This is a genomic window from Novosphingobium sp. BL-S-24, assembly GCF_055521575.1.
In genome coordinates, this window is the sequence record NZ_CM145488.1 from 1,646,896 (window position 1) to 1,662,318 (window position 15,423).

13 protein-coding genes and 1 pseudogene are annotated in these 15,423 nt (G+C 64.2%); 8 read left to right on the forward strand and 6 right to left on the reverse strand.

All coding sequences use genetic code 11. The annotated features are described in order from the left end of the window. Positions 1 to 47: 47 nt before the first annotated feature. The 4 genes and pseudogenes from gluQRS to ACZ1JM_RS13210 form a co-directional block, all read left to right on the forward strand. The gene (gene gluQRS, locus ACZ1JM_RS13195) at positions 48 to 893 is read left to right on the forward strand and encodes a tRNA glutamyl-Q(34) synthetase GluQRS (RefSeq protein WP_465132847.1); all 846 of its coding nucleotides are present in this window, start codon (positions 48 to 50) and stop codon (positions 891 to 893) included. Further along, on the forward strand, positions 890 to 1,123 hold the full coding sequence (locus ACZ1JM_RS13200; protein ID WP_465132848.1) for a hypothetical protein: 234 nt from the start codon (positions 890 to 892) through the stop codon (positions 1,121 to 1,123). The genes gluQRS and ACZ1JM_RS13200 overlap by 4 nt, the downstream gene beginning before the upstream one ends. 92 nt (positions 1,124 to 1,215) lie before the next feature. Beyond that, positions 1,216 to 1,785 carry a cob(I)yrinic acid a,c-diamide adenosyltransferase gene (locus ACZ1JM_RS13205; protein WP_465135068.1) on the forward strand — a complete coding sequence of 190 codons (570 nt, stop codon included), beginning with the start codon at positions 1,216 to 1,218 and terminating at the stop codon, positions 1,783 to 1,785. 24 nt (positions 1,786 to 1,809) lie between these two features. Next, positions 1,810 to 2,715 (forward strand): annotated as a pseudogene (locus tag ACZ1JM_RS13210) (3-hydroxyacyl-CoA dehydrogenase family protein); the annotation flags it as partial. 96 nt (positions 2,716 to 2,811) lie between these two features. On the opposite strand, the gene ACZ1JM_RS13215 reads toward ACZ1JM_RS13210, so the two are convergent. Continuing rightward, complete coding sequence (locus ACZ1JM_RS13215) at positions 2,812 to 5,076, reverse strand: NADP-dependent malic enzyme (protein WP_465132849.1); 2,265 nt, start codon at positions 5,074 to 5,076, stop codon at positions 2,812 to 2,814. Between the two features lie 114 nt (positions 5,077 to 5,190). On the opposite strand from ACZ1JM_RS13215, the gene mutS reads away from it, so the two are divergent. Both mutS and ACZ1JM_RS13225 read left to right on the forward strand, forming a co-directional pair. Beyond that, positions 5,191 to 7,794 carry a DNA mismatch repair protein MutS gene (gene mutS, locus ACZ1JM_RS13220; RefSeq protein WP_465132850.1) on the forward strand — a complete coding sequence of 868 codons (2,604 nt, stop codon included), beginning with the start codon at positions 5,191 to 5,193 and terminating at the stop codon, positions 7,792 to 7,794. Positions 7,795 to 7,817: 23 nt separating this feature from the next. Next, positions 7,818 to 8,003 (forward strand): hypothetical protein, encoded by a 186-nt coding sequence (locus ACZ1JM_RS13225; protein ID WP_465132851.1) that lies wholly within the window; start codon positions 7,818 to 7,820, stop codon positions 8,001 to 8,003. Positions 8,004 to 8,021: 18 nt separating this feature from the next. Here ACZ1JM_RS13225 and ACZ1JM_RS13230 read toward each other — a convergent pair whose 3' ends face one another. From ACZ1JM_RS13230 to ACZ1JM_RS13250, 5 genes are all read right to left on the reverse strand, one after another. After that, on the reverse strand, positions 8,022 to 8,342 hold the full coding sequence (locus ACZ1JM_RS13230; protein WP_465132852.1) for a hypothetical protein: 321 nt from the start codon (positions 8,340 to 8,342) through the stop codon (positions 8,022 to 8,024). A gap of 62 nt (positions 8,343 to 8,404) precedes the next feature. Further along, positions 8,405 to 9,121, reverse strand: a complete 717-nt coding sequence (trmB, locus tag ACZ1JM_RS13235; RefSeq protein WP_465132853.1) for a tRNA (guanine(46)-N(7))-methyltransferase TrmB — start codon at positions 9,119 to 9,121, stop codon at positions 8,405 to 8,407. Positions 9,122 to 9,309: 188 nt separating this feature from the next. Further along, positions 9,310 to 10,005 (reverse strand): response regulator transcription factor CtrA, encoded by a 696-nt coding sequence (gene ctrA, locus ACZ1JM_RS13240; RefSeq protein WP_007688003.1) that lies wholly within the window; start codon positions 10,003 to 10,005, stop codon positions 9,310 to 9,312. A 264-nt stretch (positions 10,006 to 10,269) separates the two neighbouring features. Next, on the reverse strand, positions 10,270 to 11,637 hold the full coding sequence (locus ACZ1JM_RS13245; RefSeq protein WP_465135069.1) for a putative O-glycosylation ligase, exosortase A system-associated: 1,368 nt from the start codon (positions 11,635 to 11,637) through the stop codon (positions 10,270 to 10,272). Next, positions 11,630 to 11,839 (reverse strand): hypothetical protein, encoded by a 210-nt coding sequence (locus ACZ1JM_RS13250; RefSeq protein ID WP_465132854.1) that lies wholly within the window; start codon positions 11,837 to 11,839, stop codon positions 11,630 to 11,632. The genes ACZ1JM_RS13245 and ACZ1JM_RS13250 overlap by 8 nt, the downstream gene beginning before the upstream one ends. A 66-nt stretch (positions 11,840 to 11,905) precedes the next feature. Here ACZ1JM_RS13250 and ACZ1JM_RS13255 point away from each other — a divergent pair, with 66 nt between their 5' ends. Together ACZ1JM_RS13255 and ACZ1JM_RS13260 are read left to right on the forward strand one after the other, a co-directional pair. Then, a complete protein-coding gene (locus ACZ1JM_RS13255) occupies positions 11,906 to 13,162 on the forward strand; it encodes a TIGR04063 family PEP-CTERM/XrtA system glycosyltransferase (protein WP_465132855.1) in 1,257 nt (418 codons plus the stop codon). A 59-nt stretch (positions 13,163 to 13,221) separates the two neighbouring features. Beyond that, complete coding sequence (locus ACZ1JM_RS13260; protein ID WP_465132856.1) at positions 13,222 to 15,162, forward strand: hypothetical protein; 1,941 nt, start codon at positions 13,222 to 13,224, stop codon at positions 15,160 to 15,162. Positions 15,163 to 15,423 lie beyond the last annotated feature (261 nt).

The following is a 15,423-nucleotide window of genomic DNA, read 5'->3' on the forward strand; positions in this document are numbered from 1 at the left end:
GCAAAGCCACTTGGCAGGGCGCGGATCGGACGCCTAACACCGACGCGATGATCCGCACTCGCTTCGCCCCCAGCCCTAATGGCCCGCTGCATCTGGGCCACGCCTATGCCGCGCTCGTCGCCCACGACACGGCGCGCCAGCATGGGGGCGCATTCATTCTGCGGATCGAGGATATCGACGGCGAGCGCAGCCGCCCCGAACTGGTCGATGAATTCCTTGCCGATCTGCGCTGGATGGGCCTCGGATGGGATGAGGAGGTCGTCTTCCAGTCCCACCGCCTGAGTCGCTATGCCAAGGCATCCGAGCGGCTGAAAGCATCAGGCCTGCTCTATCCCTGCATCTGTACCCGAGCGGAAATCGCCGCCGCCGCGACCCAGGTCGGGCCGGATGGACCGATCTACCCCGGCACCTGCCGCCACCGTGCGGTCGATCCCGAGCGGGCAGCATGGCGGCTGGATGTTCCCCGCGCGATGGCGCAAACCGGGCCCCTCACCTGGCACGACGAAGTGGCGGGACTGCAAACCGCCACCCCGCAGATTTTTGGTGATGTGGTGCTGGTGCGCAAGGACCTTCCCGCAAGCTACCACCTCGCCGCCACGCTGGACGATGCGGCGGACGGCATCACCCTCGTCACCCGCGGGATGGACCTGTTCGCCTCCACCCACATTCACCGTTTGCTGCAGGCGCTGCTGGATCTGCCGGTCCCCGAGTGGCTGCATCACCCGCTGCTGATCGAGCCAGACGGGCGCAAACTAGCGAAGCGGAGAGGGGCGCCGTCACTGACCGACAGACGCTATGCGGGCGAGGACGGTTTAGCCATCGCACAGATGCTACGGGATGGACGCTTGCCCGCTGGCATTTCCCTGTCACAAGGCTTACATCATAGCCCATGAACTATATCCTCATCCCCATCATCGTCGTGCTGGTGATCATGGTCGTGATCAGCCTGGTTCGCGGGATCGTCGCCTTCCTGAACAGCACCAAGGAAGACCTCAATCGCGACCCCGCCGCCACGGGTCCCTCCGCCAACCAGCTGCTGCAGAACAAGATGATGTTCAACCGCATCAAATATCAGGCGGCGGCGGTGCTGGTCTGCGCCCTGTTGATGGCGATGGCCCGCTAAGCGCACGTCTGGCGATTGATCCACTGGCCCGCTGAGCCGGGCAGGCGCGGCGTGGTGGCAACTGCCCCGCCCGAACGACGATGGGAAATGATGTGGTCCGGCTCAACAAGATCTACACGCGCACCGGTGACGACGGATCGACCGGCCTGGTCGATGGTTCGCGCCTGCCCAAGCACGCCGCCCGGATGGAAGCCATCGGCGCGGTGGACGAAGCGAACAGCGCGATCGGTCTGGCCGTGTGCTCGCTTGTCGCGACCCCCCATGCCGCCAGCCTCACCCGCATTCAAAACGATCTGTTCGACCTTGGCGCGGACCTCGCCACGCCGGGGGACGACTTCACGCCGGGCGAGATGACCCTGCGCATCGTGCCGGAGCAGGTCGAATGGCTGGAATCGGCTATCGATGCGGTGAACGAACACCTCGATCCGCTGCGCAGCTTCATCCTGCCCGGCGGCAGCGAGGCAGCCGCGCGCGTCCACATCGCCCGCGCGTCGACGCGCACGGCGGAACGACGCGCAACGGCATTGGCGGCGGTCGATCCCGTCAATCCTGCCGCGCTGGCCTACATCAACCGGTTGAGCGATTACCTTTTCGTCCTGGCCCGGGCGGTCAATTCGGGCGGGGCTGACGATGTCCTGTGGGTTCCGGGGCAAAATCGCTAGGTTCCCTCAACGCGTGCAAGCCGCTACCGAGCGCCTGCATCATTTGAGAGGAGTTTGGCAGTGCAGACAGTCGGCATCATCGGCGCAGGCATCATGGGCGCGGGCATTGCCCAGACCGTGGCGAGCAAGGGCATGGACGTCGTCCTTACCGACGTGAGCCTGGAAAACGCTGAAAAAGGTAAGGCCGGCATCGCCAAGAACCTGTCCAAACTCGTCGCCAAGGAAAAGCTGACTCAGGCCGATGCCGATGCGCTGCTGGCCCGGATCACCCCGGTGGCCGACTATGCCGCGATGTCGAACTGCGATCTCATCATCGAAGCCGCGACCGAGCGCGAGGACATCAAGCACAAGATCTTCGAGGCCGCCGGCAAGGTGCTGGGTGCCAACTCGATCATGGCATCGAACACCAGCTCCATCCCCATTACCCGCATGGCCGCCAGCTCGCCCGACGCCACGCGCTTTTGCGGCCTGCATTTCTTCAACCCGGTGCCGGTAATGGGTCTGGTCGAAGTGATTCCCGGCCTCGCCACGTCGCAGGACACCATTGATCGCATGAAGGCGTTCGGTGAGAAGCTGGGCAAGACGGTGGTTCTTGCCGGGGACGAACCCGGCTTCGTCGTCAACCGCATCCTGTGCCCGATGCTGAACGAGGCGATCTTCGTGCTCGGCGCCGGGATCGGCTCGGTGGAAGACATCGATGCCGGGTGCAAGATCGGCCTCAACCATCCGATGGGCCCGCTGACGCTGGCAGACTTCGTGGGCCTCGACACGCTGTACGAGATCATGAAGGTGTTCCACTCGACCACCGGCGATCCGAAGTACCGCCCCGCCCCGCTTCTGCAGAAGTACGTGGAAGCAGGCTGGTATGGCCGCAAGTCGGGCAAGGGCTTCTACGACTATTCTGGCGAGACGCCCGTACCGTCGCGGTGATGGTTGAGCGGTGGGCGCTGATGGGCGCCCACCGTTAGACAGCCATTTGCCCATCGAGGGGGCGCGAGAAATACCCCCTCGCCTCCCCGCAATTGATCAATCCGCGATGCCGGCCGCAGCGAGGACCGCGCTGGTCAGCACTTCCGGCGCAATGGCGGTCATCGGTACGATCTGCACCGGCTTCTCCATCCCCAGCAGCATCGGCCCGATGGTGGTGGTCCCACCGATTTCGCGCAGCAGCTTGGCCGAGATGTTGGCTGACTGCAGCCCCGGCATGATCAGCACGTTGGCCGGTGCCGACAAGCGACTGAACGGATAGAGCGCCATCACCTTGCGGTTGAGCGCGGCATCCGGTGCCAGTTCGCCTTCATATTCGAAGTCGGGCTGTTGCTGATCCAGGATCTGGATCGCCCCGCGTGTCGTATCCAGCCACTTGCCTGCCGGATTGCCGAACGTGGAATAGCTCAGGAAAGCTACGCGCGGTTCGTGGCCCAGCTTGCGCGCAACCGATGCGGTTTCCGTGGCGATGACGGCCAGTTCTTCTGCGGTCGGGCGCTCGTTGATCGTGGTGTCGGCCATGAACACGGTGTGGTTCTTGCCCACCAGCATGTGGATGCCGAACGGCAGCTTGCCCGGCGCCGGGTCCAGCACGCGGCGCACTTCCTTCATCGACTGGGCGAAGGGGCGCGTCATGCCGGTGATCATTGCATCGCCGACGCCCAGCTTGAGCAGGCCGGACGCGAAGATGTTGCGGTCCGTGTTGACCATGCGCTGTACGTCGCGATGAAGGAATCCGCGCCGCTTCAGCCGTTCGTAGATCATATCGACCATGGGCGAGACGTGCTCGGACACCATGGAGTTTTCGATGTGGAAACTGTCCGGGTTGGGCACGCCCAGCTCGGCCATCTTGTCCAGGATGACCTGGGTACGACCAACCAGCACCGGCTCGCCATAACCGAAATCGCGGTACTGGATCGCCGCGCGCAGGACCACTTCGTTGTCCGCCTCGGCAAAGATGACGCGCTTGGGGTTGGCCTTCACCTGCTCGTAAACGCGGGTCAGCACCGACGTGGTCGGGTTGAGGCGCGCCTTGAGCTGATGGCGATAGGCTTCGAAATCCTCGATCGGCTTCTGCGCGACGCCCGATTCCATGGCCGCACGAGCGACCGCCATCGGCACCACTTCCATGAGGCGCGGATCGAACGGCGCGGGGATGATGTAATCGCGTCCAAAGACCTGGGTCTCGCCGCCGTAGGCCGCCGCGACGTCTTCGTGCACCTGCTCGCGCGCCAGTTCGGCAATCGCCTGCGCGGCGGCGATCTTCATCTCTTCGTTGATCGCGGTCGCCCGTACATCAAGTGCGCCGCGGAAGATGAAGGGGAAGCCCAAGACATTGTTGACCTGGTTGGGATAGTCCGAACGCCCGGTAGCGACGATCGCATCGGGGCGCACCGCTTTGGCTTCCGGCGGCGTAATTTCGGGGTCCGGGTTCGCCATCGCAAAGATGATCGGCTCGGGCGCCATCTGCTTGACCATGTCCGGCGTGATTGCGCCCTTGGCCGACAGGCCCAGCACCACGTCCGCGCCGACGATAGCTTCGGCCAGAGTACGCCGATCGGTGGTGACCGCATGCGCGGACTTGAACTGATCGACCCGCTCACGTCCAGGATAGATCACGCCCTTGGTATCGCAGACCAGCACGTTTTCGTGGCGCACGCCCATCGACTTGATCAGTGAAGTGCAGGCAAGCGCCGATGCGCCCGCGCCGTTCACCACGACCTTGACCTCATCCAGCTTGCGCCCGGTGATGAGGCAGGCGTTGATCAGGCCTGCCGCCGCAATAATGGCGGTGCCGTGCTGATCGTCGTGCATGACGGGAATGTTCATGCGCTCGCGCAGAGCCTGCTCGATGATGAAGCATTCCGGCGCCTTGATATCTTCCAGATTGATGCCGCCGAAGCTCGGCTCCATCATGGCGATGGCCTCGATCAGGGCCTCGGTGTCCTCGCTCGCGAGTTCGATGTCGATCGAATCGACGTCGGCAAAGCGCTTGAACAGCACGGCCTTGCCTTCCATCACCGGCTTGGATGCCAGCGCGCCGAGGTTGCCCATGCCAAGGATCGCGGTGCCGTTGGAAATCACCGCGACGAGGTTGCCCTTGGCGGTATAGTCGTACGCCGTGCCGGGATCGTCGGCGATGGCCTGCACCGGAACGGCGACGCCGGGCGAATAGGCAAGGCTGAGGTCACGCTGCGTGGCCATCGGTTTCGACGCGATGATCTCGATCTTACCGGGACGAATCGTCTGGTGGTAAAACAGCGCTTCACGGTCGGTGAACTGCACCTTGCTCTTTTCGGACAAACGTAAATCTCCCGGTTGCGCCTGGCCCACTACCGAAAGTTGACGCGACGCGATAGGGGAAAGGCGCGGTGGGACGCTTCCCTTACCAATGCCCGCCCCGCTAACGCGGAAGCCATGACTGCCAGCGCGACTCCGATGATGGCCCAGTACCTCGCCTTGCGCGAGCAGGCCGACGACTGCCTGCTGTTCTACCGCATGGGCGACTTTTTCGAACTGTTCTTTGATGATGCCAAGGCAGCCGCGCAAATTCTCGACATCGCGCTGACGACACGTGGCGAACATCAGGGCCAGCCGATCCCGATGTGCGGCGTCCCGGTCCATGCGGCCGAAGGATACCTGGCGCGATTGATCAAGGCAGGATGCCGGGTCGCCATTGCGGAACAGACGGAAACCCCGGCGCAGGCCAAGAAGCGCGGCGGGTCCAAGGCACTGGTTGCGCGCGACATCGTGCGGTTCGTCACCGCCGGTACGCTGACCGAGGAAGCGTTGCTGGAGCCGAGGCGCGCGAACGTGCTGGCCGCCGCCTGCGAGGTGCGCGGCGTGATCGGTATCGCCGCCTGCGACATTTCTACAGGGCGAATGGAACTGGAGGAGTGCGCGCCGGACCGTCTTTCGGCAGCATTGGCCCGGCTTGGCGCGAGCGAGCTGGTGGTGCCTGATGGCTGGGGCGATGCCCCGGAAAGAGGGATCGCGCGATCCGCACATGAATTTTCGTCGGACGGTGGCGAAGCTCGGTTGAAGCTGATTCACGGGGTCGCCACGCTGGACGGGTTCGGCGCGTTCTCGCGTCCCATGCTGGCGGCGGTCGGCGGTCTTATCGCCTATCTCGACCACGTCGGGCGCGGCAATCTGCCGCTGCTGCTCCCGCCCGAAGCGCGCGCCGGGGACGCGACGCTGGCGATGGACGAGGCGACCCGGGCCAGTCTGGAAATCCTTGAATCGGCGCAAGGTGGCCGCAAAGGCAGCTTGATCGACGCCATAGACCGCTGCGTCACCGGCGCCGGCGCGCGTCAGCTGGCGGACGACCTGTCCGCGCCGCTTACCGATCGCATCGCCATTGCCGAACGGCTGGAGCTAGTCGAGTGGCTGCACGATAACGCGCTGTTGCGTGACGATCTGCGTAGCGCCTTGCGCGCCCTGCCCGATGTCGGTCGAGCCTTGGGCCGGATCGTTGCCGGGCGCGGATCACCGCGCGATCTGGGGCAGTTACGCGACGGACTTTCGGGCGCGCGCCGCATCGCGGACCGACTGGCGACGCTGAATGGCGTGCCGGTGCTCCTGGATCGGCTGACGCCCGATCTTGGCGGCCACTCTTCGCTGATCGACCACCTCACCCGCGCGCTGGTGGAAACGCCGCCGACCGAGCGTGGACAGGGCGGATACATCGCCAGCGGATACGATGCCGCGCTGGACGAACTGCGGGTCATGTCCGGCAACGCCCGCCGCGCCATCGCTGCGCTGGAAGCCCGCTATCGCGAGGAAACTGCGACCCCTTCGCTCAAGATCAAGCACAACAACGTGCTGGGATACTTCATCGAAGTGCCGCAGCGCCATGCCGACAAGCTGATGGAGCCGCAATGCGGCTTCACCCATCGCCAGACGATGGCCGGGGCCATGCGTTTCAACGCGCTGGCCCTGCACGAGGAGGCGGCCCGGATCACCGAGGCGGGCGGCCATGCGCTGGCGGCCGAGGAATCGCATTTCGAGGAACTGGTGGCTCTGGCTGTCGCCGCCCGCCAGTCGATTGCCCGCACCGCCGCCGCACTTGCCCGAATCGACGTGGCGGCCGGACAGGCGGAACGGGCGGCGGAAGGCGGTTGGACCCGCCCGCAAGTAGTGGACGGCATCTCTCTCGACATCGAGGGCGGGCGTCACCCCGTGGTGGAAGCGGCGCTGAAGGCGCAGGGCGAGAGGTTCGTCTCCAACGACTGCCGCCTTGCGACTCATGATCGGCTGTGGCTGATCGGCGGCCCCAACATGGGCGGCAAATCCACCTTTCTGCGCCAGAATGCGCTGATCGTGCTGCTGGCTCAGGCCGGGGGATTCGTGCCGGCAAAGTCGGCGCGGATCGGGATGGTCGATCGCCTGTTCAGCCGGGTCGGTGCGTCGGACAACCTTGCGCGCGGGCGCTCCACCTTCATGGTCGAGATGGTGGAGACCGCCGCCATTCTCGCCCAGGCCACGGCACGCAGCTTCGTGATTCTCGACGAAGTGGGGCGTGGCACATCGACCTACGACGGACTGGCGCTCGCCTGGGCGGTGGCTGAGGCAGTGCACGAAACCAATCGCTGCCGATGCCTGTTCGCCACGCACTACCACGAACTCGCACGGTTGGCCGAAACCTGCGAAGCGCTGTCGCTTCATCATGTCCGGGCGCGGGAGTGGAAAGGCGATCTGGTCCTGTTGCATGAACTTGCCGACGGTCCAGCCGATCGCAGTTATGGGCTTGCCGTTGCGCGCCTAGCCGGGGTTCCTCCCAAAGTTATCAGCCGGGCGAAGTCGGTGCTGGATAAGCTGGAGAAAGGCCGGGCGGAAACCGGAGGGCTGGCAGCGGGATTGGGCGACTTGCCGCTGTTTGCCGCCGCTCAGGAAACCCGCGAAACGCAGTGCGATAGCTTGAGGGACAAACTTCGCGAGATGGATGTCGATGCCCTTGCCCCGCGCGACGCGCTGGAAATGCTGTACGATCTGAAGCGTGAGGCGGGTAACGAACCTTAAGGATCGGCGCGTATCATGGCGCAATGATCGGACCCAAAATCTCAACCGTATTCCGCAGCCGATGGAATGCGCTGTTCTGGTCGGCGGGCGTACTCCTTACCGCCTATTGCTCGGTCCCCTCTCCCGATGAAAAGGACGATCCGGCGGTGAATGTCGATGCTGCCCGGCAGGTAGCGCAACTGCTGAACGCGGGGGCGGATACCAAGTAGCACCGCCCCGCCCGCTCATCAGCTATCGTCGTCGGCGAACTCGTCATCAGCGGCATTGCGCTTGCCATAGCGCCCTTCCAGATCGTCCATCGTCTCTTCGCCGTCGTAGGCGGACATGTCGATGGCGCCGCTGGTTTCCATCTGGTTCATGTGATCGACGATGTCGGTGATGTCATCCTCGTCCTGGATGCCACCCTTCACCTTTTCGGTGTCGCCCAGGCCGGCATTGCTGGTGGAACGACCATTCGCGCCATCGGCTACCGACTGTGCCTGAGTGTCTTCCTCTTCCTGCTCGTCATTGAAAGTCTCGGGCGCGAGGTCGTCGGGACGTTCGGTCATGGGAATTCTCCTTCGCAGGAGATAACGGCGCGGCGAACCCGGCGGTTCCTTGCCCGCGCAGCTTACTTGCGTCGATAGCGGAAGTACCACACCTCGTGGCCGTAGACCGTGCGCGCCTTGTTCTCGTACCGCGTTTCAGGCCAGCCGCCAGGGCGCACCTGAAAATCGCGGGGCTTGTCGCATAGCCACTCGAACTGGTCGGTGTGGCGCTGCATCACCATCAGCGCATGGCGAACGTAGACGGCATGGTCGGTGCCAAAGCGGAACTCGCCGCCAGGCTTCAGCTTGGCGGCGAACATGTTCACCGGGCCATCGTTCATCATCCGCCGCTTGGCATGGCGCGCCTTCGGCCAGGGATCCGGGTGGAGAAGATAGAGGAATGACAGCGACCCGTCTGGAATGCGCGACAGCACTTCGAGCGCATCGCCATGATGGATCCGCACGTTGCCGATGGGCGGGTGCGCGCCGTTATCGCCGCTGACGTGAAGCAGCGCCTGCGCCACGCCGTTGAGGAACGGCTCGGCACCGATGAAACCGTGATCCGGCAGCAGATCAGCGCGGAACGCCATGTGCTCCCCGCCGCCGAAGCCGATCTCGAAATGCAACGGGCGATTGTCGCCGAACAGCACGTCCGTCGTGACCGCACCCTCGGCAGGCACGGCAATGCGGGGGAGCAGGTCATCGACCAACCCCTGCTGTCCGGCGCGCAGGGGCTTGCCCTTGGCGCGGCCATAGAGGCGGTTGAGCGTGGTCGGATCGCCGGGTTTGTGTGCCGTCATGGCGCGCGCCACTGGCATTGGCAGGCGCTCAGGTCAATCCGCGCGGGAGGCGAAGGTGGAGAAGTTGCGCAGCGCAACTGTCTAGCCGAACCAACCACATCCAGAATGTCATCAGAAAACCAAACGGCCCGCCCCGGTGGGGGCAGGCCGCCTGATCCTGCAAGGGGTGCAGGGTATCTGAAAGGGGATCAGGCCGCTTCGGCAGCCTCGTCTGGATCGCGCAGGACATAGCCGCGGCCCCAGACGGTTTCGATGTAATTCGCGCCGCCGCAGGCATGGGCCAGCTTTTTGCGCAGCTTGCAGATGAACACGTCGATGATCTTGAGTTCCGGTTCGTCCATCCCGCCGTACAGGTGGTTGAGGAACATTTCCTTGGTCAGCGTGGTGCCCTTGCGCAAGCTGAGCAGTTCCAGCATCGCGTATTCCTTGCCGGTCAGGTGGACGCGGGCGCCATCGACTTCGACCGTCTTGGCATCAAGGTTGACGACCAGCTTGCCGGTGCGGATGACCGACTGCGAGTGACCCTTCGAGCGGCGCACCACGGCGTGGATGCGGGCGATCAGTTCTTCGCGGTGGAACGGCTTGGTCACGTAATCGTCGGCGCCAAAGCCGAACGAGCGGACCTTGCTGTCCATTTCCGAAATGCCCGACAGGATCAGCACCGGCGTCTGCACTTTGGCGACGCGCAGTTTCTTGAGCACGTCATACCCGTGCATGTCGGGAAGGTTCAGGTCGAGCAGGATGATGTCGTAATCGTACAGCTTGCCCAGATCGAGGCCTTCCTCGCCCAGGTCGGTAGAATAGACATTAAAGCCTTCCGCCGTCAGCATGAGCTCGATAGCCCGGGCCGTGGTCGGTTCATCCTCGATCAGCAGCACTCGCATTGGGTCTTTTCCTTCTAGCCCCATGTCCCCGGCGCTTGCGCGGGCTTGGCGGACATTGCCGTGTATTAACCATATGACCTATGAAGGTTAAAGGTTAATTTGCCGTAAACGCAGGTGCCACCCGTAAAATGTTGCATAGATAACTCGGCGGGCAAGTCACTGCGTGTGGCGCACCTTTTGCGCCATTGCAGTCGATAACGACCAAGTCTGGTTAATGTTAAGGATGGCTGCAAAGAATTGGCAAAGTACTTCGCGCTGCTTTTGCTACGCGGCGGTTTGCGCGGGCACCTGCATCGTCTGCCGCGCCTTGCGGGGCTGCGGCAAAGGCTGCGAAATGCGCTTGAGGTAACTCCACAAGCCGCACTGCAGGCCGATCAGCATCAGGATGAACGGCTGGAATGCGATGCCGACGAACAGCGAGCCGATCAGATAGACCACCTGCGCCAGTTGCAGGGCAACGGCCAGCGGGGCCACCCATGATTCGTCGGGATCGGTCCGATTCTTCCAACGGCGGCGAATCAGCTCCATCTGGATCAACCCTGATACCTGCAGCAGAAGCCACAGGGCCAGGCCGGGATAACCCTGCTCTCCCAGCATCTCGAAATAGCTGGAGTGGAAAGCGCGGCCTTCCTCGACCACCTTCGTCTTCACGACGGAGACGGTATCGCCCACTTTCTGGCGCGACACGGTATCGTAAGAGACCTTGCTGGACAGGTAGACTTCAAAGCCACCGCCGAAGGGATGGTCCTTGGCGTAGGCCATCGTCCATTTCCACACCCCGATTCGGGTGCTGGCGGACTGGTCGGACTTATGATCCTCGATCGTGTTCATCCGCGCGAGGAACGATTGCGGCAGGAACGGCAGCACGACCACCACCGCCAGAGCCATCCCGGCCGAGATCAGGATGCGGTGCCGCGCCGTGCGCAAATACAGCGCACAAAGTATCGCCAGGCACACCAGCCCGGTGCGCGCCTGCGTTCCGATCGGGATCAGCGCGCAGGCGAAGATAAGGGCGGCAGTGAAACTCCACACGCGCCAGTCGGGCGGGAATATCGCCCCATGCCGCGCCAGCCAGACGGCCACGGGAATCAGCGCAATGGCCACGCATGACAGGATCGAGCCTTCGTACAGGCCGGTGTTGTTCTCCACGAAGATGCGCAGCGTGCCATAGCCGCCCCCGCCCATCGCCGTCTTGATCCCGCCGTCGATAATCAGCGCGCTGGCCGAAAGCACCATCGCCAGCGCAACCGCCTCGATCCGCAGCCGCGTACGCAAGGTGAGCGGCAGGAACAGCGCGAAAACCAGCGCTTTCCACACCCAGCCCCACTTGGTCAGCGCCTCCACCGGATAGTCGGCACGATACGTGGTCACCGCGCAGTACAGAAGCAACAGCCCGATCAGGGCCTGTCGCCAGGTGAATCGCGAATCGGTCTTGTCGTCGAACACGACCCAGCCGAGGAACGCGGCGGCGAAGGCAATCAGCGATGTCGGCAGCTGCGTAAGGAAGCCCCACGAGATGATCTGCGGCGCGACGATGTCGACATACAGATAGCACAGCACCCAGATAAACGGGCGGCGGAACCCCAGCAGGATCAGGCTTACGAAAAAGCCCGTCAGCCCCAGATTAAGCATCACCGTCCGATTCGGATTCGGGGCGGGACGGCAGTTTCATCGTCCTCGGAGCGCGCCGCATCGGAGGGCGATCGGTTTTCGCAGGCGGCGGCGGTTGCAGTTCGCGGCGCGGCTCCACGTCCAGTTCGGGCCGCCACAGCAGTCGCCATGCAGCCAGAAGCAGCAGTCCGTGTGACAGGGCGAGGGCGAGAATGTCGACCATGGTGGACCAGCGATAGAGAGACGGGGTTGACGGCGCGTTAAGCGTTGCAGACTAAGCAATGCGGCCATGACCCGCATCCTCCATGTACTAGACCACTCGCTGCCGATCCATAGCGGCTACACCTTTCGCACCCGCGCCATCCTGAAGGCACAGACGGCGTTGGGTCTGGACGTGCGCGGCGTTACCGGCCCACGCTACAACGTGGTGGGGGATGACCCGGCGCGCGGTCCAGAGGACCATGACGGCCTGATCTTCCACCGCTCGACCGGCAGCCCCTCCGGCCCGCCGGGCCTGCGCGAATGGCGGGAAATCGGGATGCTGGCCAAAGGCATAGAGCGCGTGGTGCGAGACTGGCGGCCGGACGTGATTCATGCCCACTCGCCGGTCCTGTGCGGGCAGGCTGCCTTGCGCGTGGCGCGCCGCCACAAGATCCCGCTGGTCTATGAAATCCGCGCTTTTTGGGAGGATGCCGCCGTAGGCAATGGGACCGGCACGCACAATTCGCTGAAGTACCGCCTTACTCGCATGATGGAGAGCCACGTCGTGCGAAACGCCGACGCGGTGGTGACGATCTGCGACGGCCTGCGCCAGGACCTGATCGCGCGCGGGACGCCCCCCGCCAAGATCACCGTCATGCCCAATGGCGTGGACCTTGAGCTGTTCGGCCAGCCCTTGCCCCGCGATCCCGAACTGGCGCGCGAACTGGGCTTCACCACGGCGGACGGCGATTCCGTCCCGGTGATCGGCTTCATCGGCAGCTTCTACGATTACGAGGGGCTGGATATCCTGATCGAGGCGATGCCGCGTTTGCTCGCTCGTCAGCCCGAAGCGCGGCTGCTGCTGGTGGGCGGCGGTCCACGGGAGGATGCGCTGCAAGCACAGGCTGCAGCCTCTCCCGCCGCCTCGGCGATCCGCTTCATCGGACGAGTGCCGCATCATGAAGTCGATCGTTATTATGCGCTGTGCGATGTCATGGCCTATCCGCGCAAACGCAGCCGCCTGACGGACCTTGTCACGCCGCTGAAACCCCTGGAAGCGATGGCGCAGGGCAAGCTCGTCGCCGCGAGCGACGTGGGCGGCCACCGCGAACTGGTGAGCGACGGCAGCACCGGAGTCCTGTTCGCTCCCGACGATGCCGACTCGTGCGCCGATGCTCTGGCCCGGCTGCTGGAACAGCGTGATTCGTGGGACGCTTACCGCCGCGAAGGGCGCAAACACGTTGAAAACAGCCACGATTGGGCGCGAAACGCGGCTCGTTATCCTCTCGTTTACCAAATGCTGGCAGCACAAGATGCTCAAAGTGGGCTAAGGGATGCAGCCTGAAGTGCTAAAGGCCTTCGCAGCGACTCACCCAGCCTGAAAGATAACACGGGGTAAGATCAGTGGCCGAGCAAGAACGCAGAAAAGCTGGCGCAGAGCCGATCAGCCGTCACCCGCTGTTCCCCGTGATCGTGGCCCTGTGGGTCGGTGCGCTGTTCGGCCTTGCCAGCATTGCCGTCAGCCCGTCAGCGATAGAAGGGCTGGTAATCGCGACCGGCATCGATAAGGTCCTGCCGATGGCAGCGCCCCCGCTAGGTTCCACGATGCGCATCATGCTGGCGCTGGGGATGACCGCGATCGGCGCGGCGATCGGCCTCGTGATCGCTCGCCGTGCCGCCGGTACGCCCCGCGCGCCCGAGCGTATCTCTATGGATGCCGCTGCCGCTATCGAGTCAGAAGCCGCGGCCGAAGCCGAAGCCGTCAGCGACGCTCCCGTGGAAGAGGAACAGGCCGAGATCTTGAAGCCAGGCGGTCGCCTTCCCGGCCGTCGCCGCGCGCTGGCGCTGGATACCCAGGAGCAGGACGAAGCGCCGGCCGCCGAAGAACGCGCGCCGATGCCCGCTGTCGATCCGCAAATCCTGAACGTCGCCGAATTCGACATCGATCATTTCGACCAGCCCGAGCCTTCGCCTGCTTTCCGCCCAGCACCCGTCGCGCGCGAAATCAGCATTGCCGACGATGATCTTGCCCTGCCCGCCTGGCTCGAAGCGGAAACGCCGCGCCACGACGCTGAAGGGCCGGCGCCATTCCAGCAGGTTTTTCAGGCCCACATCACCAACCCCGACATCGTGGCCGAACTGGACGAAGAAACGACGGAGGCCGCCGCGCCCCCGCCATTCGCCAGCCGCCTGTTCGAAGCATACTCGCGCGAAGACGATGCCGAGCCTGCCCGCCCCGGCTTCCAGTCGCTGCCGCGCCTGCATGCCGTGCCGGACTCTACGGAGCAGCGCTTCGAACCAGAGCCAGTGGCCGCTGAATGGGTAGAGCCGGTTGAAGCGGTGAACGACGATGTCGAACCGGAAACGCAGCCGGAACCCTTTGCGCAGGCCGAACCCATGCCACAGGCTGAGGACGAGGCTCCTGTCGAAGCACCCCGCCCCCGTGCCTCCAACTGGATCGCCGACGCCGATCTTGACGATCTGTCGCCTGTCGAACTGCTCGAACGCCTGGCCCATGCGATGGCGATGCGCCGCGAGGAAGCCCGCCGCGCAACCGAAGCCGCTGCAGCGGCGGCGTATATGCCAGAACCTATCGTCGCCGAATTCACGCCACTGCGCGAAGTGGCGCCGCGCTCCGAAGACGATGCGCCATCATCGTTCGAAACGCTGACACCCCCGCCATTCGCCGCACCCGCGCCGTTCCTCACTCCGTTAATCGACAGCGTCGTGGCGCCGGAGGCAACGATCGAGACAATCGTCGAGGCCGAGGAAGACGAGGCAACAGATCAACCCGCCGTGGTCCCTGCAGCCCTGCGTCCGGTCGGCTTCGGTGCCGCCGATGAGGCGGAGTTCCACGACGAGGCGCTGCCGGGCTACCTGCCGCCGCGCCACATCGGCCTGACCGCCGTCGATACCACGTTCGAATCGGATAAAGAGGGCGACGTGCATGCCGCCTTCAACCCCGCTCCCTTCCCGCTCAGCCCGTTCACGGTGCAGGACTCCGGCGATGACGAGGACGATGGTGTTCTGGAACAGGGCTACTCCTCCCTCCTGAACCTGTCGCGCCAGTCGTCGGCCCACTTCGTCCGCGCCGATGAAGCGCACGACGACACCGTCGATCACGAACCCGCGCAGGACATGCTCGGAACCGACACCTCCACCGCCCTTCCATTCGCCCGCCCCACGCTGGCGACTCCTGTTGCGGATGAAGGCGAAACGATCCAGGCTGCGCCCGAACCGGCAGAGCGCCTGTTCGATGCCCCCGCCTCCACCGCGCAGGAAGCGAACGAGCGCGCCCTTCGTGACGCGCTTGCCACGCTCCAGCGGATGAGCGGCGCCGCCTGATCTAACCAACCTGATCGCAGCGCACACGCGGCCACAAACACCTTGAACCCCGTCCGGCGATTGCCCGGGCGGGGTTTCGCCATAATAAAATGCCTCAAATTTCGGCATTCAGGCATTCATTCCTGCGCAACTCCCCTCATCGCAGTTGCAAAACCGTCCCTCAATCGTCATGGGGACCGTGGGGTCACTTTGTCGCGTGGGGTCGTCGCACGATTCGTACGCGCCAGCGGGTATGTCCGGTGAACCTCGGCCAAAAAAACG